21 protein-coding genes are annotated in these 19,725 nt (G+C 53.4%); 6 read left to right on the top strand and 15 right to left on the bottom strand.

Annotated elements, in window-relative coordinates; all coding sequences use genetic code 11:
* Positions 1–50 precede the first annotated feature (50 nt).
* The 11 genes from nanQ to zapE form a co-directional block, all read right to left on the bottom strand.
* Complete coding sequence (nanQ, locus tag AC6I4B_RS02600; protein WP_497769355.1) at positions 51–518, bottom strand: N-acetylneuraminate anomerase; 468 nt, start codon at positions 516–518, stop codon at positions 51–53.
* Complete coding sequence (nanK, locus tag AC6I4B_RS02595) at positions 515–1,390, bottom strand: N-acetylmannosamine kinase (protein ID WP_497769353.1); 876 nt, start codon at positions 1,388–1,390, stop codon at positions 515–517. Before nanK ends, nanQ begins: the two co-directional genes overlap by 4 nt.
* Positions 1,387–2,076 carry an N-acetylmannosamine-6-phosphate 2-epimerase gene (locus AC6I4B_RS02590; protein ID WP_497769352.1) on the bottom strand — a complete coding sequence of 230 codons (690 nt, stop codon included), beginning with the start codon at positions 2,074–2,076 and terminating at the stop codon, positions 1,387–1,389. Before AC6I4B_RS02590 ends, nanK begins: the two co-directional genes overlap by 4 nt.
* 52 nt (positions 2,077–2,128) lie before the next feature.
* On the bottom strand, positions 2,129–3,613 hold the full coding sequence (locus AC6I4B_RS02585; RefSeq protein ID WP_497769350.1) for an MFS transporter: 1,485 nt from the start codon (positions 3,611–3,613) through the stop codon (positions 2,129–2,131).
* Positions 3,614–3,728: 115 nt separating this feature from the next.
* Positions 3,729–4,622, bottom strand: a complete 894-nt coding sequence (gene nanA / locus AC6I4B_RS02580) for an N-acetylneuraminate lyase (RefSeq protein ID WP_497769349.1) — start codon at positions 4,620–4,622, stop codon at positions 3,729–3,731.
* A 132-nt stretch (positions 4,623–4,754) separates the two neighbouring features.
* Positions 4,755–5,546: a transcriptional regulator NanR gene (gene nanR, locus AC6I4B_RS02575; RefSeq protein ID WP_497769347.1), complete on the bottom strand. Its 792-nt coding sequence runs from the start codon at positions 5,544–5,546 to the stop codon at positions 4,755–4,757.
* A 93-nt stretch (positions 5,547–5,639) separates the two neighbouring features.
* Positions 5,640–6,137 carry a ClpXP protease specificity-enhancing factor gene (gene sspB, locus AC6I4B_RS02570; protein WP_497769346.1) on the bottom strand — a complete coding sequence of 166 codons (498 nt, stop codon included), beginning with the start codon at positions 6,135–6,137 and terminating at the stop codon, positions 5,640–5,642.
* Positions 6,138–6,141: 4 nt separating this feature from the next.
* Positions 6,142–6,780, bottom strand: a complete 639-nt coding sequence (gene sspA, locus AC6I4B_RS02565; protein ID WP_497769344.1) for a stringent starvation protein SspA — start codon at positions 6,778–6,780, stop codon at positions 6,142–6,144.
* Between the two features lie 367 nt (positions 6,781–7,147).
* Positions 7,148–7,540: a 30S ribosomal protein S9 gene (gene rpsI, locus AC6I4B_RS02560; RefSeq protein WP_000829815.1), complete on the bottom strand. Its 393-nt coding sequence runs from the start codon at positions 7,538–7,540 to the stop codon at positions 7,148–7,150.
* Between the two features lie 15 nt (positions 7,541–7,555).
* Positions 7,556–7,984 (bottom strand): 50S ribosomal protein L13, encoded by a 429-nt coding sequence (gene rplM / locus AC6I4B_RS02555; protein ID WP_103779803.1) that lies wholly within the window; start codon positions 7,982–7,984, stop codon positions 7,556–7,558.
* A 291-nt stretch (positions 7,985–8,275) separates the two neighbouring features.
* Positions 8,276–9,400 carry a cell division protein ZapE gene (gene zapE, locus AC6I4B_RS02550; RefSeq protein WP_497769342.1) on the bottom strand — a complete coding sequence of 375 codons (1,125 nt, stop codon included), beginning with the start codon at positions 9,398–9,400 and terminating at the stop codon, positions 8,276–8,278.
* Positions 9,401–9,598: 198 nt separating this feature from the next.
* On the opposite strand from zapE, the gene zapG reads away from it, so the two are divergent.
* From zapG to degS, 3 genes are all read left to right on the top strand, one after another.
* A complete protein-coding gene (gene zapG, locus AC6I4B_RS02545; protein ID WP_497769340.1) occupies positions 9,599–9,997 on the top strand; it encodes a Z-ring associated protein ZapG in 399 nt (132 codons plus the stop codon).
* 138 nt (positions 9,998–10,135) lie between these two features.
* Positions 10,136–11,497: a serine endoprotease DegQ gene (gene degQ / locus AC6I4B_RS02540; protein ID WP_497769338.1), complete on the top strand. Its 1,362-nt coding sequence runs from the start codon at positions 10,136–10,138 to the stop codon at positions 11,495–11,497.
* Between the two features lie 158 nt (positions 11,498–11,655).
* A complete protein-coding gene (gene degS / locus AC6I4B_RS02535) occupies positions 11,656–12,723 on the top strand; it encodes an outer membrane-stress sensor serine endopeptidase DegS (protein ID WP_497769337.1) in 1,068 nt (355 codons plus the stop codon).
* Positions 12,724–12,778: 55 nt separating this feature from the next.
* Here the strand turns inward: degS and mdh are convergent, their stop codons facing one another.
* Positions 12,779–13,717: a malate dehydrogenase gene (gene mdh / locus AC6I4B_RS02530; RefSeq protein WP_497769335.1), complete on the bottom strand. Its 939-nt coding sequence runs from the start codon at positions 13,715–13,717 to the stop codon at positions 12,779–12,781.
* Between the two features lie 633 nt (positions 13,718–14,350).
* On the opposite strand from mdh, the gene argR reads away from it, so the two are divergent.
* The 3 genes from argR to yhcN-B all read left to right on the top strand — a co-directional run bounded on the left by argR (position 14,351) and on the right by yhcN-B (position 15,836).
* Positions 14,351–14,821 carry a transcriptional regulator ArgR gene (gene argR / locus AC6I4B_RS02525; protein WP_497769334.1) on the top strand — a complete coding sequence of 157 codons (471 nt, stop codon included), beginning with the start codon at positions 14,351–14,353 and terminating at the stop codon, positions 14,819–14,821.
* 373 nt (positions 14,822–15,194) lie between these two features.
* Positions 15,195–15,458, top strand: coding sequence for a peroxide/acid stress response protein YhcN (gene yhcN, locus AC6I4B_RS02520; protein WP_497769332.1), 264 nt, complete (start codon positions 15,195–15,197; stop codon positions 15,456–15,458).
* A 111-nt stretch (positions 15,459–15,569) separates the two neighbouring features.
* Positions 15,570–15,836, top strand: coding sequence for a DUF1471 family stress response protein YhcN-B (gene yhcN-B, locus AC6I4B_RS02515; RefSeq protein WP_497769331.1), 267 nt, complete (start codon positions 15,570–15,572; stop codon positions 15,834–15,836).
* 53 nt (positions 15,837–15,889) lie between these two features.
* Here yhcN-B and AC6I4B_RS02510 read toward each other — a convergent pair whose 3' ends face one another.
* The 3 genes from AC6I4B_RS02510 to aaeB form a co-directional block, all read right to left on the bottom strand.
* A complete protein-coding gene (locus tag AC6I4B_RS02510) occupies positions 15,890–16,165 on the bottom strand; it encodes a barstar family protein (RefSeq protein ID WP_497769329.1) in 276 nt (91 codons plus the stop codon).
* 26 nt (positions 16,166–16,191) lie between these two features.
* Positions 16,192–17,646, bottom strand: coding sequence for an NAD-dependent succinate-semialdehyde dehydrogenase (locus AC6I4B_RS02505; protein ID WP_497769327.1), 1,455 nt, complete (start codon positions 17,644–17,646; stop codon positions 16,192–16,194).
* A gap of 110 nt (positions 17,647–17,756) precedes the next feature.
* Positions 17,757–19,724, bottom strand: a complete 1,968-nt coding sequence (aaeB, locus tag AC6I4B_RS02500; protein ID WP_497769326.1) for a p-hydroxybenzoic acid efflux pump subunit AaeB — start codon at positions 19,722–19,724, stop codon at positions 17,757–17,759.
* Position 19,725 lies beyond the last annotated feature (1 nt).

Below are 19,725 nucleotides of genomic sequence, written 5' to 3'. Positions count from 1 at the left end.
TGCCGTGTCGGATGGCGCTTGCGTAGCCATCCGACACCGTCGCCTTGTTATCAGGCGTTTAATAAGTTGGCGCGCACCTTAATCACAACCTTTTTGATTTCCGCCGGAGCCTCCACGACACAGCCTGGTTTATGCGGCTCGCCCGGCATAAACACCGCAAACCGCCCCGCTTTCAACGTCACCGCCTGTTCATCCGCTATCTCGCAGCACAACTGATAGTCATCCTCGGCGTGCCACTCTTCGCATTGCCGCGCGGCCCCCGACATACCAAACACAATACGTTCTTCTCCAGCTAGCAGCAGTTGGATATCGATATAACGCTCGTGCAACTCCGCTTTCTTGCTAGCCGGACTCTGCGTCATAAACTGCATGATATTCATAAAGATATCGTCACCCTGTAAGGGATAACTGCCGGGTTCCATATCTTGCGGTTTCTCTGCAACCGCCAACGCCAGCGCTTCGCGCAACACTGCATGTAGCCCCGCCGCTGCCAGCGACCGTACTTCGCCCATCATCATAATGTGTCTCCCTGAGCCAGCAACGCGGCTCCCAGTAACCCGGCGTCATGCCGGTAATGTGCCGCACTTAAGGTCACGTGATAAGCCGATGGCGCATGTGCCAGGCATTGTTCCACCAGCGCCAGATACCCTTCTGCCAGCCCGACGCTGCCGCCAATCACCACGCGTTGACAGTCAGTCGTCGCTTTCACATCGGCTATCAGCCCAGCCAATGCGCGTGCGGAGCGCTGAATAAGCTGTTTCGCCTGCTCATTGCCCTGCCTTGCGCGGGCAAACAGTGTTTTGGCATCGCATCCGGCAAGCTCGCCCTGCGCGGCTGCCGCCATCCCACGCCCAGAAGCAATGGCTTCCACACAGCCTCGACGCCCACAGCCACACAGCGGCCCGTTGGGGTCAGCCAGTGTGTGGCCAAGATGCCCCGCAAGACCGCCAGTGCCGGTAAGCAGTTGACCGTTACTGATGATGCCGCCGCCAACGCCCGTCGATACCGTGATAAACGCCATATCGCGAATATTGCCGCCCAGCGCGTGGTATTCCGCCCACGCGGCGGCCTGGGCATCGTTGATAGCCAGGGTCGGCAGGGCGGTTATCTCGTGCAGTGCCTGCACCAGAGGGAAATGCAGCAATCCACCCAGGTTATGCGGGTTCAGTGCCAGTAGCTCGCCATCGCGGACAATCCCCGTCGAGGCAATCGCCACCCGCTGCGCATGTGGGAAAAGCGGGGATACCAGATCCTGCAACGCCGCTCGCAATGCCTCCGGCGTTTTACTGGCAGGCGTTGGTGATTCACACCGCTGATGGAGATGATGCGCATCGTCCACCAGCGCGGCAGCCAGTTTAGTGCCGCCGATATCGATGGCGAGCGTCGTCATAGCACCGCCTTTTTAAGCGCGGTGTTGTACCACTGACAAATATGCTCCAACCGTGTAATCGCCGAGCCGACTGTGACCGCCCATGCACCGTGGCACATCGCTTGTGAGGCTTGTTCTGGCGAGTTATAGCGCCCTTCGGCAATGACCCGACACCCCGCATTGTGCAACGCGCTGACCAGCGGTAGGTCGGGGTCATTCGGCACGTCATCACCGGTATATCCCGAAAGCGTAGTACCGATAATTTCGGCACCAAGGCGCTGGCAAGCCATACCATCCTCAAAAGAGGAACAGTCCGCCATCGCCAGCAAGCCATGATGATGAATACGCGCCAGCAGTGCCTCAACGGCGGCGGGGCGAATGCGGTCAGTACCATCGACAGCGATAATATCGGCCCCGGCCTGCGCCAACGCATCCACATCATCAAGGTACGGCGTTATCCGTACCGGAGAATCATCGAGGTCGCGCTTGAGAATACCAATAATCGGAATCGAGAGCAGCGCGCGAGTCGCTCGTAGATTTGCCACGCCTTCAATCCGCACCGCCACCGCGCCCGCCTGCTCTGCCGCCAGCGCCATCGCGGCGACAATCTCAGGTTTATCAAGTGGACTATCAGGAACCGGCTGGCAGGAGACAATCAATCCACCGTTCGCACGAATGCGCGCATCGAGTTGTTCAAGCAAAGACATAATAACTCCCTGAATCACACGTTAGCCCAGCGCAGACGCTGGGCTAAAGAGCTTAGTTTTTAATTAATCCACTTTTGCTGCTACCAAACGGCACTGCGCCACTGAAAGGTTTGCCATCAATCGCATCGTGGGTAAGCACCGCTTCCGGGCGAATCCAGCGCTGGACGCGCGTGGGCATATCCAGACCAATCAGCAAGATAACGACGAAGGTTAAGCCAAATGAGAGCGAACCCAGCGCCGTTCCCAGATCGAGACGTTGGGCAATCAGCGCCCCCATCACCGGGGCAACCGCACCACCCAGCGCACCGACGTTATAGGTGAAACCCAAGCCTGCAGCGCGTTGGTCAGTATCGAAATAGCCGCCGATAAGTTTCGGCAGAATGCCGGAGATCCCCTGGCCTAACATTTGTTGGAAGAAAAGCAGGAAGCCAAGCACCCACACGCTGGAGCCACCAATCGCAAAGACCGGAATAATCAGCAGCTGTGATGCCAGCAGGCTATAGACATAGGCTTTGCGCGTGCCGAGCCAGTCACCGAGGAAGCCGCCAACACAGCAGCCCACCGCCGCACCAAAGCCACTAAAGAACAGCACGTTCGCCACGGTGTGCGGATCATAGGCCAGCTCGGTTTTCAGATAGGTTGGCAACAGCGCCTGAATAGGCCAGGAGTAGAGGAATGCGAACAGCACCACCACCATCAGCATCACGCCGGTAGGCCAGCGTTTGCCGCTGCTTTGCACCATAAAGCTGATAAAAATAATGGCACTGAGCAGCCCCAGCAGAGCCACCAGCCCAGCAATGCGCGCCTCACCAGCAAAGCAGTACCACAGCGACGCCCCAGCCACGCAGGTCATCAGGATATTCATCACCCGATATTTGCCACGGTAGAGAATATCAACCATTGTGCGAACCGGCGCTTTGCCCTGATGTTTTTGTTTCCAGTCTTCTGCTTCCGGGATGTTTTTACGCAGCCAGAGAGCAAAAACGATAGGCACAATGCCGATAAAAAATAGCGCACGCCAGCCCCAGACTGGCACAACCCAGCTATACACCTGAGCCGCAATGACCGCGCCGACCGAAAAGCCGGAGATTAAAAAGCCGCTGGCCTTGTTACGTAAATGCTTTGGCCAGCTTTCAATGACATAGGTCGCGCTGGAACCGTACTCCCCCGCCATGCCCATGCCGATAACCAGGCGGGCGATAAACAAAGAGGTGTAGCCAGGAGCAAAACCGCAGGCCAGCGTACCGGCAGAAAAGAGCACGATACTGGTGACCATTGCCAGGCGGCGGCCATAGCGGTCACCCATCGCGCCCAGCACCAGGCCGCCAAACCAGCGAGAAATGAAGGCAGCGGAGATTAAACTGGCCGCCTGAACCGTGGTTAAACCAAATTCGCCTTGTACTTCGGTCAGCACCAGGGCGATTAAGACAAAGTCAAAACCATCGAGCAAATATCCCAGCCAGGCAGCGGAAAATGCCCGCCACTGCGCCCGATTGAGATGGCGATACCACGGGATATTCTGGGTCGTTGTACTCATTGTGAGTCTCCCGCAGTGGGCGATGCCCACGCGCTTTGGTATGAATAGGGTCTTTCAGGGTTGTCGGATGGTGCAACGGGTGTAGGGTAATAAACGCCGCACCATCCCGCAGAGATTAGCCGCGCTCCTGCATTAGCTGCTGGGCTAACGCTTTCAGTTCCGGCAGGAATTTCTCATCCACTGGCGCGAATGGCTTGCGGCACAGCGGCACTGCCACCACATCCATGTAATGCAGTACCGTTTTCAGGCCACGGAAGACACCGACTTTAATCAGCAAGTCGATAACTTTGTTGCATTCGCACTGGAGTTGTTGCGCTTTGGCGATATCCCCTTCTTTCAAGGCGTTAACGATCCCCATATAGCGCCACCCCATAATGTTGTAAGTACTGCCGATACCGCCATCCGCCCCAGCAAGCAGGCCAGAGGCGAAGATCTCGTCATAACCGTTATACAACACCAGATCCGGGTGCTCGCGGCGGATCTGTTCCATTTGATAAAGATCGCCGGAGGTTTGTTTTAATGCCCCTACCCCAGGTAGCGTGACCAGGGTGTTGATCTGATCCAGCGTCAGTTTTACGCCACTCAGCGCCGGAATGTTGTAGACCACCATCGGTAATCCATCAGCCGAGTCGATAATTGCGCGATAGTGATCGCAATGTTCTTCAAAACTAAACGGGTAGTAGAACGGCGTCACCGCGGAAACCGCATCAAAGCCGTAGCGTTTAGCGGCACTGGCCAGATGCTGGCTTTCTGCGGTGCTTACGCAACCGACATGGGCTATCAGCGTGATTTTGCCTTTGCCCTCTTCGGCCACGATTTCCAGCACTTTTTCACGTTCAGCGATGCTTTGTACGAAGGCTTCACCGGTGGAACCCCCGACATAAAGCCCATTCATTCCCTGTTCAATATTGAAACGTACCAAGCGGCGCAGACTCTCTGTATCGATGTTTTGTTGGTCATCGAAAGGGGTCAGGAGTGCGGGCATCACGCCACGTAAATTGCTTGCCATAAATACCTCGTAGTGATGTTTTCGAATTAACTGTATACCTTTATACCTGTTATACCAGATCGTTTTTGCAGCAGCGTAATACAGAAATCTTATTGTGCGATCGACTTCACTAAATCGATCGACTTGCGGGGATCACTTACGGGATTTTTTGGCTTTGCCGAAGGCATGCCAGGTCGCGGAAACGCTGTTGAGGTGATCTTGCAGTGCGCGATCGGCCTCATCAGGATCGCGGGCGCGGATCGCATCGACTATCGCAATATGCTGTTGATAGCTAACGTTATTGTGTTCGTGAAGCTCTTGCTCGGCGACCTTGGGTCGGGCGGCAATCAGCCAGTCCAGCAGCGCAACGTGGATAGACATAAAGATTGGGTTACCGGGGATTTCCGCCAGCACGCGGTGGAAATCAACGTCGGAGCGAATGAACTGCGCATTGTTGTCCAGCGACTGGCTGTTGATTTCCAGCGCTTTCACCAGCTTGCTGATTTGCTCATCGGTTGCGTGCTCTGCCGCGTAACGTACCAGGCTTGATTCAAAGAACAGGCGTAGCTGTTCAAAGTGAGCGATACCACCAGGGTGCGAGAGGAAATCTTTCGCCATACCGGAAAGCTCGCCAATGATGGTATCCGCCGAAGGGCGCGATACGCGGGCGCGTTCGCCGTTGTTAATTTGCACCAGGCCCTTACGCTTCAACGCCGCCAGCGCCTCACGAACCGAAGGGCGGCCAACGTTAAAGAACGCCATCAGTTCCCGTTCAGACGGCAACTGTTCACCTTCGCCAAACTCACGGCGACGGATCATCTGCTCCAGTTCTTCTTCCACCATTTCAGAGAGCTTTTTGCGCGCCAATGGGCGACGCCTCAGGCTATTACCGATGAGGGTGGGAGAATCTTCTGCTTGTGGATCAAATGCGTTCATAGAGGCCATTGTGTGATTTGTGACAGCACGTGACGGTCATTCCATCTTAACACAAGAATTTTGGCGAGATGATAGAACAGGCCCGAAAGGGCCTGTTTGATTTTATTTCACAACGCGTAGCGCCGGGCGCCCACCACGAGGTGGCGGCGGCGTGTCATCCGGGCTGTCATTGTCGTCGCTATCTGGCTTATCACCATCAATCACCGACATGACCGTTTCGCTGCCGCTGGTTTCAGCGTTATCGTCGTTGAAGCCTTCAGCACCGGCATCGTAGGCGGCTTCCGGTTCAAACATCGTACCGGCGCCGTTTTCACGGGCGTAGATAGCCAACACAGCGGCCAGAGGAACAGAAACCTGACGCGGTACGCCGCCAAAGCGCGCGTTAAAACGCACTTCGTCGTTGGTCAATTCAAGGTTGCCCACTGCGCGTGGCGCAATGTTCAGCACAATCTGACCATCGCGCGCGTATTCCATTGGCACGTTTATCCCTGGTTGCATGACATCAACCACCAGGTGCGGCGTCAGTTGGTTATCCAGCAGCCACTCATAAAACGCGCGCAGCAAATACGGGCGACGTGGAGAAAGTTGTGAAACTTCCATTCAATTAACCCCGGCCAAGGCGCATTTCGCGCTCGGCTTCCGTTAAGGATGCGAGGAAAGAGTCACGTTCGAAGACGCGAGTCATGTAGCCTTTCAGCTCTTTCGCGCCCGCACCGACCAGTTCAATGCCCATAACCGGCAGACGCCACAGCAGTGGAGCCAGATAGCAGTCAACGATGCTGAACTCATCGCTCAGGAAGAACGGCTTCTGAGTGAAGACCGGCGCAATCGCCAGCAATTCTTCACGCAGTTGTTTACGCGCCGCATCGGCCTGCGCTGCGGAACCGTTCATCACGGTGTGCATCAGCGAGTACCAGTCTTTTTCGATACGATGCATGTACAGGCGGCTTTCACCACGCGCAACCGGGTAAACCGGCATTAGCGGTGGATGAGGGAAACGCTCGTCCAGATATTCCATAATGATGCGAGATTCCCATAGGGTCAGCTCGCGATCCACCAGTGTCGGGACGCTTTGATTCGGGTTGAGGTCAATCAGATCCTGCGGTGGATTGTCCTTTTCCACGTGCTCTATCTCAAAGCTGACACCTTTTTCGGCCAGCACAATGCGGACCTGATGGCTATAGATGTCAGTAGGACCAGAAAACAGCGTCATTACCGAACGTTTGTTGGCAGCGACAGCCATGAAAACCTCCAGGTATAATCAGAATTTGTACTGCTACCAGCCACAATAGCGGCTAGCCAGATGAAAAGCCTCATCTACACGTGGGTGACATTTCCGTTCAGAAACTAAACAAAAAATGAACAATCGCGCGCAATTGGGCAGAAAATTGGAAGATAGTCTACCAGATTTTGAACGGCTTGTGGTGAGTGGATTCCTGAAATGCAGAAAAAGAGCCAGGATGCCGGTTTCTATATCGCTATGCGAATAGCTTGCTCGCCCCGTGTTCCGGCGCATTGCGCGGGGTAAGGTATCAGGCAAACGCCGGATATAAAAAAACCCGCCGAGGCGGGTTTTTTCGCAAATTGAGCTCTGCCGAAGCAGAAACCAATTAACGTTTGGAGAACTGAGGACGACGACGTGCTTTACGCAGACCGACTTTCTTACGTTCAACCTGACGAGCATCACGAGTAACGAAGCCAGCTTTACGCAGTTCGCCACGCAGGGATTCGTCGTACTCCATCAGAGCGCGGGTGATACCGTGACGGATCGCACCAGCCTGACCAGAGATACCACCACCTTTAACAGTGATGTACAGATCCAGTTTCTCAACCATGTCGACCAGTTCCAGCGGCTGACGAACTACCATGCGGGCAGTTTCACGACCGAAGTACTGTTCCAGAGAACGTTGGTTGATTACGATTTTGCCGTTGCCCGGTTTGATGAACACGCGAGCTGCGGAACTTTTGCGGCGACCAGTGCCGTAGTATTGATTTTCAGCCATTGCCTATAATCCCGATTAGATGTCAAGAACTTGCGGTTGCTGTGCCGCGTGGGTGTGCTCGTTACCTGCGTAAACTTTCAGTTTACGGAACATAGCACGGCCCAGCGGGCCTTTTGGCAACATGCCTTTAACCGCGATTTCAATCACACGCTCAGGACGGCGAGCAATCATCTCTTCAAAGGTCGCTTCTTTGATGCCACCGATGTGACCGGTGTGGTGATAGTACACTTTGTCAGTACGCTTGTTGCCGGTTACAGCAACTTTGTCAGCGTTCAGAACGATGATGTAATCACCGGTATCTACGTGCGGAGTGTATTCCGCTTTGTGCTTACCGCGCAGGCGCAGAGCCAGTTCGGAAGCCAGACGGCCCAGAGTTTTACCGGTCGCGTCAACAACATACCAGTCGCGTTTTACGGTTTCTGGTTTAGCTGTAAAAGTTTTCATTAAAAGCTTACCCAAATAAATAAGTTACACGTTGGTGAACACCCAAACGTTTAGTCAGTTGAGGTTCACACGACATTGTCCAGCAAACCTACCCCTTCGAATAGCCTATGCCGGCGCAGAGAAAGTTTCGGGAAAAAAACTCTCTTGTAACGTGGGGTCGCAAGATTATAGAGAAGTTGAGGTCAAAGATCGACCCTTAAATGTGATTCAAATTGGGTTTTTCGGGGGTTTGGGTTTGTGCGACCTGATGCCCTAACCCCCAGCCCTTCTCCCACAGGGAGAGAGTGGCATTTATGGCATATGCTGGCGTTTCAGATACTCTTCGCTTTGCATCTCCTGTAAACGCGACAGGCAGCGTTGGAATTCAAACTTCAACCGCTCACCCTGGTAAATGTCGTACAGCGCAACTTCAGCACTGACCACCAGCTTGACATGGCGCTCATAGAACTCGTCCACTAAAGCAATAAAGCGCCGCGCTTCGCTCTCCAGCATCGGCGTCATCACCGGTACGTCGAATAGCATCACGGTATGGAACAGGCGCGAGAGCGCGATGTAGTCGTGCTGACTGCGCGCATCAACGCACAGCGTATTAAAGGAGACGGCCAGCGTTTGGTTTTCCACCCCCAGCGCGGGCAACGGACGATGGTTAATTTCCAGCGTCGTTTCGTTGTAATGCGGCGTACCCGCCAGCGCCAGCCACAGTTTATCCATCTGCTGGCGCGTTTCGCTATTCAGCGGCGAGAGCCACAAATGCGCCTGTGTTAGCGTGCGCAAGCGGTAATCGATACCGGCATCGACATTCATGATGTCGCAATGCTCTTTAATGGCCTCGATAGCCGGAAGGAAGCGCGCCCGTTGCAGACCGTTGCGGTACAATTCATCAGGCGGAATGTTGGAGGTTGCCACCAGCGTAATACCCCGCGCGAACAGCGCTTTCATCAGGCCGCCCAGCAGCATGGCATCGGTGATATCAGAGACAAAAAATTCGTCGAAACAGAGCACGTCGGTTTCGGCCTTAAAACGTTCTGCGACAATTTCCAGCGGGTCGCTATGCCCCTGTAATTCACCTAGTTCTTCATGCACTCGCAGCATAAAGCGGTGGAAGTGCAAACGCTGTTTACGCGTACCCGGCAGGCTTTGATAGAACATATCCATCAGCCAGGTTTTACCGCGCCCGACGCCGCCCCACATATAGAGGCCACGAACGGCGACCGGCGTTTCGGTCGCTTTCTTACCCAGGAGCTTGCCAAAACGCGCCTTCAGGCCGCCGCTTGGGGTAGGTGCGGTCGCTTTGTGTTGCAGTTCCTGGTAGATGGTGTCGAGGCGATTGACCGCCTCACGCTGGACGTCATCAGGTTGATGACTGCCCTCTTCAAGGGCTTGAAGATAGCGCGATGTGGGGGACAGGCTTTGCATGATCTAATTGTTATTCCTTTGAAAACCGGTAAGTCTTACTTCACGATTGACCAAAAAAAGTCCGTTCTACACTACGCGATGATGCGTCAGGATTCCACTTCTACGGGATTAGCGGTTATAGTGGCACTATCGGGCGCAAGCACGGAGTTGCTGAAGCTGCCAATACCCTACGGAACAACAAAACAATGGGAGATGTTCATGACCTGGGAATACGCGCTAATTGGGTTAGTTGTCGGTATCATCATTGGTGCCGTAGCCATGCGTTTCGGCAATAGTAAATTACGCCAGCAGCAGGCGCTGCAATATGAGCTGGAGAAAAACAAAGCCGAGCTGGAAGAGTACCGTGAAGAGCTGGTCAGCCACTTTGCCCGCAGCGCAGAGCTGCTCGATAACATGGCAGACGACTATCGCCAGATTTATCAGCACATGGCGAAAAGCTCCAGCAGCCTGCTGCCGGGCATGGCGCCAGAAGCCAATCCATTCCGTAACCGCCTGGCAGAATCCGAAGCCGGTAACGACCAGGCACCAGTGCAGATGCCGCGCGACTATTCTGAAGGCGCTTCCGGCCTGCTGCGCAGCGGTGTAAAACGCGACTAATCCGCATTTCATAAATATTTTACGGGCGCAGACCATGCGCCCGTCCTCTTCTGCACACGCCGACTATATTTACTGCAATAACATCAGTCTTTCGGGAAGCATTGTCCTTGTATCCAGGGTCATGAGGGCCAGCACTAAATGAATAAACCTACTTTGCTGTTAAGTGCATTAGCGTTAAGCGTCGGATTATCTCTTGCCGCCCCGGCGCTGGCATCGCTGCCAACGCAGGTTCCGGGACAGGGTTCCTTACCTAGCCTCGCGCCAATGTTGGAGAAAGTTCTCCCCGCCGTGGTGAGCGTACAGGTTGAAGGGACCGCACCGGCTAATCCGCAGGTTCCTGAAGATCTGAAGAAATTCTTTGGCGATGAGGGCGGTAACGGCCCCAGCCAGCAGTTTGAAGGGCTAGGCTCTGGCGTCATCATCGACGCCATTAAAGGCTATGTGCTGACCAATAACCACGTGATCAGCGATGCACAGAAAATCAGCGTGCAGTTGAACGATGGCCGCGAATACGACGCTAAGCTCATCGGCAGCGATGATCAAAGTGATATCGCACTGCTGCAAATCCAGAAAGCAACGCACCTGACGCAAATCGCCATTGCCGACTCCGATAAACTGCGCGTTGGTGATTTCGCCGTGGCGGTAGGCAACCCTTTCGGCCTCGGGCAGACCGTGACTTCCGGCATTGTTTCCGCGCTGGGACGTAGTGGGCTGAACCTCGAAGGGCTGGAGAACTTTATTCAGACCGATGCCGCAATTAACCGTGGCAACTCCGGCGGCGCGCTGCTCAACCTCAATGGCGAGCTGATTGGGATCAACACGGCAATTCTCGCCCCTGGCGGCGGTAGCATCGGGATTGGTTTTGCTATCCCTGCCAATATGGCGCAAACCCTGGCACAGCAACTGATCCAGTTTGGTGAAATTAAGCGTGGTCTGTTGGGTATTCGTGGCATGGAGATGAGCGCGGATATCGCCAAAGCATTTAATCTCAACGTACAGCGCGGGGCGTTTGTTAGCGAAGTGCTGCCGGGTTCCGGCTCGGCAAAGGCGGGCATTAAGTCCGGCGATGTGATAACTAGCCTGAACGGTAAACCGCTCAACAGCTTTGCCGAGCTGCGTTCACGTATTGCAACCACCGAACCCGGCTCGAAGGTTAAGCTCGGCCTGCTGCGCGACGGCAAACCGCAGGAAGTGGAAGTCACGCTGGATAAGAGCACCTCGTCTACCGCCAGCGCTCAGTTGATTATCCCGGCGCTGGAAGGCGCAACGCTGAGCGATGGGCAAACCAAAGCGGGCGGTAAAGGCGTGGTGATTTCCAGCATTGAGAAAGGCAGCCCTGCGGCGCAAATTGGCCTGCATCAAGATGATGTGATCATCGGGATTAACCGCCAGCCAACGCCGTCTATTGCCGATCTGCGTAAAGTGCTGGAAGCCAAACCGGCGGTGATTGCGCTTAACGTCATGCGCGGTGGCGAGAGCATTTACCTGCTTCTGCGTTAAGCCGCGAAGTTCAATTCATGAGAGACGGGGATGTCTCTCATGAATCCCCCCAACAACACCATTAGTCCGCGCGCGCTATCAACGAGAACGCGGCATGTATATGTCCGCTTGACTCGTGGTATGCTTCCCGCAGTTTCCTTATCAACGATGCCTGTATCATGCTTCTAAAGCTCTTACGTTCGGTCGCACTGGGTTTACTGGTCGGCGGCATATTGATTGCTACCGTCCCCTCTTTACGCCAGTGGAATCCATTATCTACGCCGCGCTTTAATAGCACGGATGAGACTCACGCCAGCTATAATCCGGCGGTGCGCCGCGCTGCGCCTGCGGTAGTTAACGTTTACAACCGCAGCTTGAACAGTAGCAGCAACAATCAGCTTGAGATTAAAACGCTCGGTTCAGGCGTTATCATGGACGAGCGCGGCTATATCATTACCAATAAACACGTTATCAATAATGCCGACCAAATTATTGTCGCGCTGCAAGATGGCCGTGTGTTTGAAGCGCTGTTAGTCGGCTCTGATAGCCTGACCGATCTGGCGGTACTGAAGATTAGCGCCACCGGCGGCCTGCCGGTTATCCCAATTAACCCAAGCCGCGTGCCGCATATTGGCGACGTCGTTCTGGCGATTGGTAATCCATACAACCTCGGGCAGACCATTACTCAGGGGATTATCAGCGCCACCGGGCGCATCGGCCTGAACCCAAGTGGTCGCCAGAATTTCCTGCAAACTGACGCCTCGATTAACCACGGTAACTCCGGCGGCGCGCTGGTGAACTCGCTGGGCGAGCTGATGGGCATCAACACGCTATCTTTTGATAAGAGCAACGATGGCGAGACGCCTGAAGGGCTGAGCTTTGCGATTCCGTTCCAGTTGGCAACCAAAATTATGGATAAGCTAATTCGCGACGGGCGCGTTATTCGTGGCTTTATCGGTATCAGTGGACGAGAAATTGCGCCAATCCACTCGCAGAGTGGTGGTATCGACCAGCTGCAAGGCATTGTGGTTAACGAGGTTGCGCCTGACGGCCCAGCGGCGCAGGCCGGTCTTCAGACCAATGACGTGATTATTTCGGTCAATGGCAAACCCGCCATCTCGGCGCTGGAAACCATGGATCAGGTGGCGGAAATTCGTCCTGGTTCGGTTATCCCGGTGGTCGTAATGCGTGATGACAAAAAACTCACGATGCAGGTAACGATTCAGGAATATCCGGCGTCAAACTAAGCCACACAAATAGCAAAGGGGCCAATGGCCCCTTTGTGACATTAAGGCCTTAGCCTTATTTATTGATGAACTCTTCGCCGAGCTGAATATCTTTTCTCAGCGTCTCCAGCATCCCTTCTAACGCCTGTTGTTCATAGGCGCTCAGCGTGCCAATAGCGCGGCGCTCTTCAATGCCATTTTTACCCAACAGCAGCGGCTGTGAGAAGAAACGGGCGTATTCGCCGTCGCCTTCAACATACGCGCACTCAACAACGCCTTTCTCGCCCTGTAACGCGCGAACCAGCGACAGACCAAAGCGTGCAGCCGCCTGGCCCATCGACAGCGTTGCCGACCCGCCACCCGCCTTCGCTTCCACCACTTCAGTACCCGCGTTCTGGATGCGTTTGGTTAAATCATTCACTTCCTGAGAGGAGAAACTCACGCCAGGGATTTGTGATAATAAAGGCAGAATCGTGACGCCAGAGTGGCCGCCAATCACCGGTACTTCAATATCGCCACAGTTTTTGCTTTTAAGCTCAGCGACAAACGTATTGGAGCGGATAATATCCAGCGTGGTGACGCCGAACAGTTTATTTTTGTCGTACACGCCCGCTTTTTTCAGCACCTCGGCGGCAATCGCCACGGTGGTGTTAACCGGATTGGTAATAATACCAATGCAGGCTTTCGGCGCAGTTTTAGCAATTTGTTGTACCAGGTTTTTCACAATCCCGGCATTAACATTAAAGAGATCGGAGCGATCCATCCCGGGCTTACGCGCAACCCCGGCAGAAATCAGCACAACATCAGCCCCTTCCAGCGCAGGTGTGGCATCTTCACCGCAGAACCCTTTGATTTTAACATCCGTCGGGATATGGCTAAGATCTACGGCCACGCCAGGCGTGACGGGGGCAATATCATAGAGAGAGAGTTCTGAACCAGAAGGCAGTTGGGTCTTTAGTAGTAGGGCAAGTGCCTGGCCAATACCGCCGGCGGCACCAAGGACTGCGACTTTCATCCTAAACTCCTTATTATGGTTAATGACATTCAGGTAATAACCTGCTGTGGACCGCATTACCAACGCAGGAGATACCCTTTGCGACTCCATTGCGGCGACCTTAATTCACTGGGTAAATAATTACAATAGTAATGCATTACAGCATGCAGACTATCCAACAGCATTGCTGACGGTCTCCGCACAACTCCCGAAAAAAGATCTATACCCAAAATAATTTGAGTTGCTTGTAGGCGGTGACTGAGCGAAACCCCAGGGGGTGAGTGAAAACAGCCAACACCCAAGCAACTCGAAGTATGACGGGCATACACACAAAATCATTCAGGTTCGTGTCAGCAAGTGCAGCCAACACAGAAGCCGCTTGAAAGATGATGTGTATATCTACGAAACCAAATTTTCATCAACTATCGATTACAATATAGTCAGCATGTTGTATAAAACAACATCAATTCAATAACATTTCATTTACTTTTAACTTATTTAGATCCCGTGACATAGACATGTTTCTTAGGTCTAAATTTTGATAAAATCTTGCCTTTCTCTATTTGGCCCAGTCTTTTGGGATAAATTATTTTGCATAGAATAATCACCTATATGCATAATAATGTTAATTTCACCCCTATAACCAGGTGACATATGCGAAGTCCAACTAAACAAGAAGAATTAGTTAAAGCCTTTAAAGCGTTGCTGAAGGAAGAAAAATTTAGCTCTCAGGGCGAAATTGTTCAGGCCTTGCAAGAAGAAGGCTTCGATAATATCAACCAATCCAAGATTTCTCGTATGCTGACGAAGTTTGGCGCTGTGCGTACACGCAATGCCAAAATGGAGATGGTTTATTGCCTGCCCGCAGAGCTTGGCGTTCCGACAACCAGCAGCCCGCTGAAGAATCTGGTGCTGGATATTGACTATAACGATGCCGTTGTCGTTATCCATACCAGCCCAGGGGCCGCACAGTTGATAGCCCGCCTGCTGGACTCACTGGGCAAAGCGGAAGGTATCCTCGGCAGCATTGCTGGTGATGACACCATCTTCACCACCCCAGCGCGAGGGTTCACGGTTAAAGATCTCTACGAGGCTATTCAGGTTCTGTTCGAACAAGAACTGTAACCCCTCTTTTCTCCTCTGGGCTTCCAGAGGAGTCTGCCCTTCCCCATCATTCCCGCAGCTTCAACTACCGCTTCGTTAGCATTTAGTGCGATTTTTCAGCCAAATACATATATTCAGTGAATATATCCTGTCTTAAGCGCACAAAATATCAAATTCATCTATCTTTTTGATTTTACGCATTATTAGCCGAATACTTAGCCAGATTATGTGATTTTTTATACGTATTTGTTCTAAAAATGACGATTCTTGACATGTAATTACACACGAAACCATTAGTTAGGTATTAATATTTTATGTGATTAGTGTATACTTAATTTCGTGATGAGGGTCACAAAACAAAGGCCCTTCAAAAAAATTCGACGAGGTGAGTATCATGAAAATCAAAACAACTGTTGCCGCTCTGAGCATCCTGTCCGTTATCTCATTTGGTGCGTTCGCCGCAGATTCTATCAACAGCGCTCAAGCGCAAAACCGTCAGCCTATCGGCACTGTATCTGTTGGCTCCGTGGGTTCGTCCCCAATGGATATGCATGAAATGCTGAACAAGAAAGCGGAAGAACAAGGTGCGTCGTCATATCGTGTGATTGAAGCACGTACTGGTGACCACTGGCACGCAACGGCTGAACTGTACAAATAAGTCGTGTGAAGCAATACGTCGGCAGTAAAAAAAAATGAATTACCACAGCGGTCTCAGGAATTAGAAAACATATCCTCTCACCGCTGAAAAATAAGGTGAGGAGTAAAAAATATGAAAAGCGCAATGATTATCGCATCCCTTGGTCTGGCATCCGTACTCTCTTTCGGCGCAAGCGCCGCAGTACATCAAGTCACCGCCGACCAGGCGCAGAACCTGCAACCCATGGGCACTATCTCTGTCTCTCAAATCGGCAGTGCCCCAATGGATATGAGCAGTCAGTTAGCCGCAAAAGCAGAAAAAGAAGGTGCCAGCAGCTACCGCATCATTGAAGCGCGTACCGGCGACCATTGGCACGCAACGGCTGAACTGTACAAATAAACCCTCGTCGTCTTGTCCGACGACTTGCCCTCGCCCTTACGCGAGGGCTTTTTTCATCCGCGTTGTACGTTAAAGCGCAGCATCCCTTCCAGCTCCTCTTCGGCCTCATCAAACAGCAGAATCAGCGCGCCGTAGCGCCGACGCTGTTTGTCATCAAGATGGCTGAATTCTATCTCTAGCGGCAGCGGCATCTGCGGGCTGGTAACCACATCCCACAGCGTGTCCAGGTCATGGATGCTGTCTTTTTCGAGGGCAAAGAGTCGGGCAAACTCCCGGTAAAAATCGCCCTGATCCTCTATCTCATCGAAATCAAAAGTATAGATTTTCATTGTCTGCCCCCTTCCCGCCAACAAGACTAAAGTCCCCCAATGTGTAGCGTTTTCACCTCAAGGTACTCCTCTAAACCCAGCACCGATCCTTCACGCCCCAGCCCGGACTCTTTCACGCCGCCAAACGGCCCCAGCTCGGTTGAAACGGCGCATTCGTTAATGCCAATCATCCCGCTCTCTAACGCCTGCGAGACGCGGAAAACACGGGACAAATTTTGGCTGTAGAAGTAGGCCGCCAGGCCATACGGTGTATTGTTTGCCCGTTGAATCACTTCGTCTTCATCGCGGAAACGGAAACAGGCCGCCAGTGGGCCAAATGTCTCTTCTTGCGCCAGCAGCATATTCTCCTGGCACTCACCCAGCACCGTCGGCTGCCAGAAATTCCCGCCCAGCGCGTGCGGCTGGCCTCCCGCAAGCACGGTCGCACCTTTAGCTAACGCATCTTCAACATGCTCACGTACCTTTTTCACCGCCGATGCTTCAATCAATGGCCCGACAATAACCCCTTCGTCCAGCCCATTGCCCACTTTCAACGCCTTCACGGCGGCGCTAAGTTGGCTAACAAAACTTTCATACACGCTATCGTGGATATAGAAGCGGTTAACGCTGACGCACACCTGCCCAGCGTTACGGAATTTGTTAGCCATCGCCCCTTGTACTGCGGCGTCGATATCAGCATCTTCGAAAACGATATACGGTGCGTTACCACCCAGTTCCATTGAAACTTTTTTCATGGTTTCTGCGGCATTGCGAACCAGCGTTTTCCCCACCGCCGTGGAGCCGGTGAAGGAAATTTTACGAACATCATGGCTCGCCATTATGGCATCGCTAATCTCCTGGGTATTACCCGCCACCGCATTCAACACGCCGTCAGGAATACCGGCTTTTTTCGCCAGCACCAACAACGCAAAGGCACACAGCGGCGTATTATTCGCGGGTTTAATGACCCCAGTACACCCAGCGGCGAGCGCGGGGCCGAGCTTGCGAGTGAGCATCGCCATAGGGAAGTTCCACGGCGTAATCGCCGCGACGACGCCAATCGGTTCACGGGTGGCCAAAATACGCGAGCCGGATTTTACCGGCGGAATGATTTCACCATTCGCCCGTTTTCCCTGCTCAGCAAACCATTGGATAAAGCTCGCGGCGTACTCCACCTCACCTTCGGCCTCTTTCAGCGGCTTGCCCTGCTCGACGGTCATCAGATGCGCCAGCCAGCTTTTATGTTCAATGATCAGGTGATACCAGCGGTACAGTAACTCTGAGCGTGCTTTTGCCGTTTTTGCTCGCCACAGTGGAAACGCTCGCGCAGCGGCGGCAATCGCCAGTTCAGTCTCTTTTTTCCCAGCCTTAGCCACTTTGGCTACCACCTCGCCTGTGGCGGGGTTTAACACCTCAAAAGTGGTCTCAAGGTGATGCCATTCGCCATTCACCAGATAGCCTGTCTGAAAGAGATCATTGTCTTGCCATACTTGCGTGGTCATTACACCCTCCTGTGAAGTGAGTCTTTGTAAGTATAGGCAGGTGTACTGAAGCGGGGGGAATTTGCGGCAAATGAAAACACCCGGCGCGTTATCGGCGCCGGGCGTGAAAGTTAACTACTGGTTAGCGCACCCTGGTATTTATGCAGCATCGCCACCAGCCGGCCAACCGGTTCAGTCACCTGATCGGGCGCCTCCCAGGTTTGTAATTTCTGCTGATATACCTCAAGCTCGCCCAGCAACTGCGTGAAGTAATAACGCCGTTTATCGTCACTTCTGGCGGAAATTACCCGGTCGGCAGTACGACGCAGTTGGTGGTGAAACGCCGAAAGATCGTCATTCACTGGAATAGGCGCATCGCGAAGGCGCTGATGGGCAATAATCAACGTCAGCGCCAGGCGGAATTTAGCGATATCGCCAGGGAATTTGTTGAGCAGTAAAAACAGTTGCTGGTACAACGCGGGCAGATGGTTTTCTTTGCGCCGCGCCATATTGGTGGTCATTGCGGAAACCGCAGCAAACACGAATTGGTTCAGCAGCACTCGACCGGTTCGTGCGCGGGAGTTATCGCGGATAAGCAGGATAACGATAAACGCCATAAAACAGCCGACGATTTGCCCCAGTGCACTATCGAGAAACTGGCTAAAGTGGAACGTCATCGGGTTATCCAGCACCAAAATATTAATGGTACTGGCTAACGCCCCCATCGAACCCAGCCGCCGTTTCTGTACCTCAATTCCCAGGAAGAAGCACATTACCGCCAGGCTAATACACAGCAGCAACATGCTTTGCTGAGTGGCGGGGATAATCAGCAGAAAATACAGTGCGCCCAGCGGTAACGCGGCAATCGTGCCATAGATGAAATCAATCGCCACCATTCGTGGGTTTGGTAAGCGCATCGCCAACGAAGTGACCACTGCAATCATCACCATCGCCCCGCTACCGGATGTCCAGCCTGTCCACAGCCAGAAAAGAACACCCAATGCGCAGGACAACGTTGTACGCCAGAAGTTGACCATCGCGTGATGGCGCTCGGCAGATTCCGGGCGTACCACCACTTCACTTTGCAGAATTTCTTCTTCGCGGGCGTTGATTTTGGTGTTGCCAATCACCCCACGTTTCAACAGCAGATAGCGCGTCGCCGCCCCTACCCAGCTATAAATGGTCACCGGCGTGTCATGCTCGCCAGTCCACGCCAGCACTCGGCGCATACGCTTAAGCTGGCGATGCACATCCTGCACAGTTTCAACCGGCTCAGCAAACAGTTCACGGTAAGTGTCGGTCACCAGCTCCGGTCGCGAGTTCTGCATAATAAACGTTTCGCAGGCCTGGGTAATCATGGTCAGCGACACAGTGTTCAGCGCTTTCAGGCGGCGGTTGGCTCGCGTCCAGCGTGACGACTCCATATTCAGATTAGTACGCATCCCTTCCAGCGCAGTCGCGCGGCGCACTAGCGCGTGCCAGGCACGGTCTATTTCGTCGCTATCACCATGCTGAATACCTAACTGCATTAAGCGATAGTGATCGAGCAACATCGCGTCCAGCTCGTGATCGATCTCTTTTTTAATCGAGCGCGGTGAGAACAATAGATCGGCGACGATCGCACAGACAATCCCGATCACTATCTCGCTACAGCGCTCTACGGCAAATTGCGGGGTAAGCAGCGGCTCGGCCCGTATGGTGACGATAATAATCAGCGCCGTGTAACCAGAAAGCCCCCACGCGTAGGAGTTTTCCACCCGCACCAGTGAAGATACCCACGTACAAAAACCGGCCCAGATACTGCACACCAGCAGCATTAAAAGCGGCGCGCGAATCATGATGATAATAATCACCAGTGCCGCGATACAGCCGATAAACGTGCCGACAATACGCAACATTCCGCGATAGCGAATAGCCCCCGCGTAAGGTTCGCCGCCCGCCGCAAAAGCGGGGCCAGCCGCCACGAGAGCCGCAGTCAGCACCGCCCAGCGTGGTGTTTCAAGCTGAAAGTGGAAGCCGACAAACAGCGCCAGCACCACGGCGCTGGCCAGTTTGACGGCAAAGCGGATGTGCTGGTTGGCAATGCTGAAAATGCCCATG

Source organism: Kluyvera fluvialis (genome assembly GCF_059725275.1).
This window is presented reverse-complemented; position numbering and strand designations above follow the sequence as displayed.

Excerpts from the sequence above, each read along its gene's own strand:
- nanQ (WP_497769355.1), bottom strand. The coding sequence starts at position 518 with ATGATGATGGGCGAAGTACGGTCGCTGGCAGCGGCGGGGCTACATGCA.
- nanK (WP_497769353.1), bottom strand. The coding sequence starts at position 1,390 with ATGACGACGCTCGCCATCGATATCGGCGGCACTAAACTGGCTGCCGCG.
- AC6I4B_RS02590 (WP_497769352.1), bottom strand. The coding sequence starts at position 2,076 with ATGTCTTTGCTTGAACAACTCGATGCGCGCATTCGTGCGAACGGTGGA.
- AC6I4B_RS02585 (WP_497769350.1), bottom strand. The coding sequence starts at position 3,613 with ATGAGTACAACGACCCAGAATATCCCGTGGTATCGCCATCTCAATCGG.
- nanA (WP_497769349.1), bottom strand. The coding sequence starts at position 4,622 with ATGGCAAGCAATTTACGTGGCGTGATGCCCGCACTCCTGACCCCTTTC.
- nanR (WP_497769347.1), bottom strand. The coding sequence starts at position 5,546 with ATGGCCTCTATGAACGCATTTGATCCACAAGCAGAAGATTCTCCCACC.
- sspB (WP_497769346.1), bottom strand. The coding sequence starts at position 6,137 with ATGGAAGTTTCACAACTTTCTCCACGTCGCCCGTATTTGCTGCGCGCG.
- sspA (WP_497769344.1), bottom strand. The coding sequence starts at position 6,780 with ATGGCTGTCGCTGCCAACAAACGTTCGGTAATGACGCTGTTTTCTGGT.
- rpsI (WP_000829815.1), bottom strand. The coding sequence starts at position 7,540 with ATGGCTGAAAATCAATACTACGGCACTGGTCGCCGCAAAAGTTCCGCA.
- rplM (WP_103779803.1), bottom strand. The coding sequence starts at position 7,984 with ATGAAAACTTTTACAGCTAAACCAGAAACCGTAAAACGCGACTGGTAT.
- zapE (WP_497769342.1), bottom strand. The coding sequence starts at position 9,400 with ATGCAAAGCCTGTCCCCCACATCGCGCTATCTTCAAGCCCTTGAAGAG.
- zapG (WP_497769340.1), top strand. The coding sequence starts at position 9,599 with ATGACCTGGGAATACGCGCTAATTGGGTTAGTTGTCGGTATCATCATT.
- degQ (WP_497769338.1), top strand. The coding sequence starts at position 10,136 with ATGAATAAACCTACTTTGCTGTTAAGTGCATTAGCGTTAAGCGTCGGA.
- degS (WP_497769337.1), top strand. The coding sequence starts at position 11,656 with ATGCTTCTAAAGCTCTTACGTTCGGTCGCACTGGGTTTACTGGTCGGC.
- mdh (WP_497769335.1), bottom strand. The coding sequence starts at position 13,717 with ATGAAAGTCGCAGTCCTTGGTGCCGCCGGCGGTATTGGCCAGGCACTT.
- argR (WP_497769334.1), top strand. The coding sequence starts at position 14,351 with ATGCGAAGTCCAACTAAACAAGAAGAATTAGTTAAAGCCTTTAAAGCG.
- yhcN (WP_497769332.1), top strand. The coding sequence starts at position 15,195 with ATGAAAATCAAAACAACTGTTGCCGCTCTGAGCATCCTGTCCGTTATC.
- yhcN-B (WP_497769331.1), top strand. The coding sequence starts at position 15,570 with ATGAAAAGCGCAATGATTATCGCATCCCTTGGTCTGGCATCCGTACTC.
- AC6I4B_RS02510 (WP_497769329.1), bottom strand. The coding sequence starts at position 16,165 with ATGAAAATCTATACTTTTGATTTCGATGAGATAGAGGATCAGGGCGAT.
- AC6I4B_RS02505 (WP_497769327.1), bottom strand. The coding sequence starts at position 17,646 with ATGACCACGCAAGTATGGCAAGACAATGATCTCTTTCAGACAGGCTAT.
- aaeB (WP_497769326.1), bottom strand. The coding sequence starts at position 19,724 with ATGGGCATTTTCAGCATTGCCAACCAGCACATCCGCTTTGCCGTCAAA.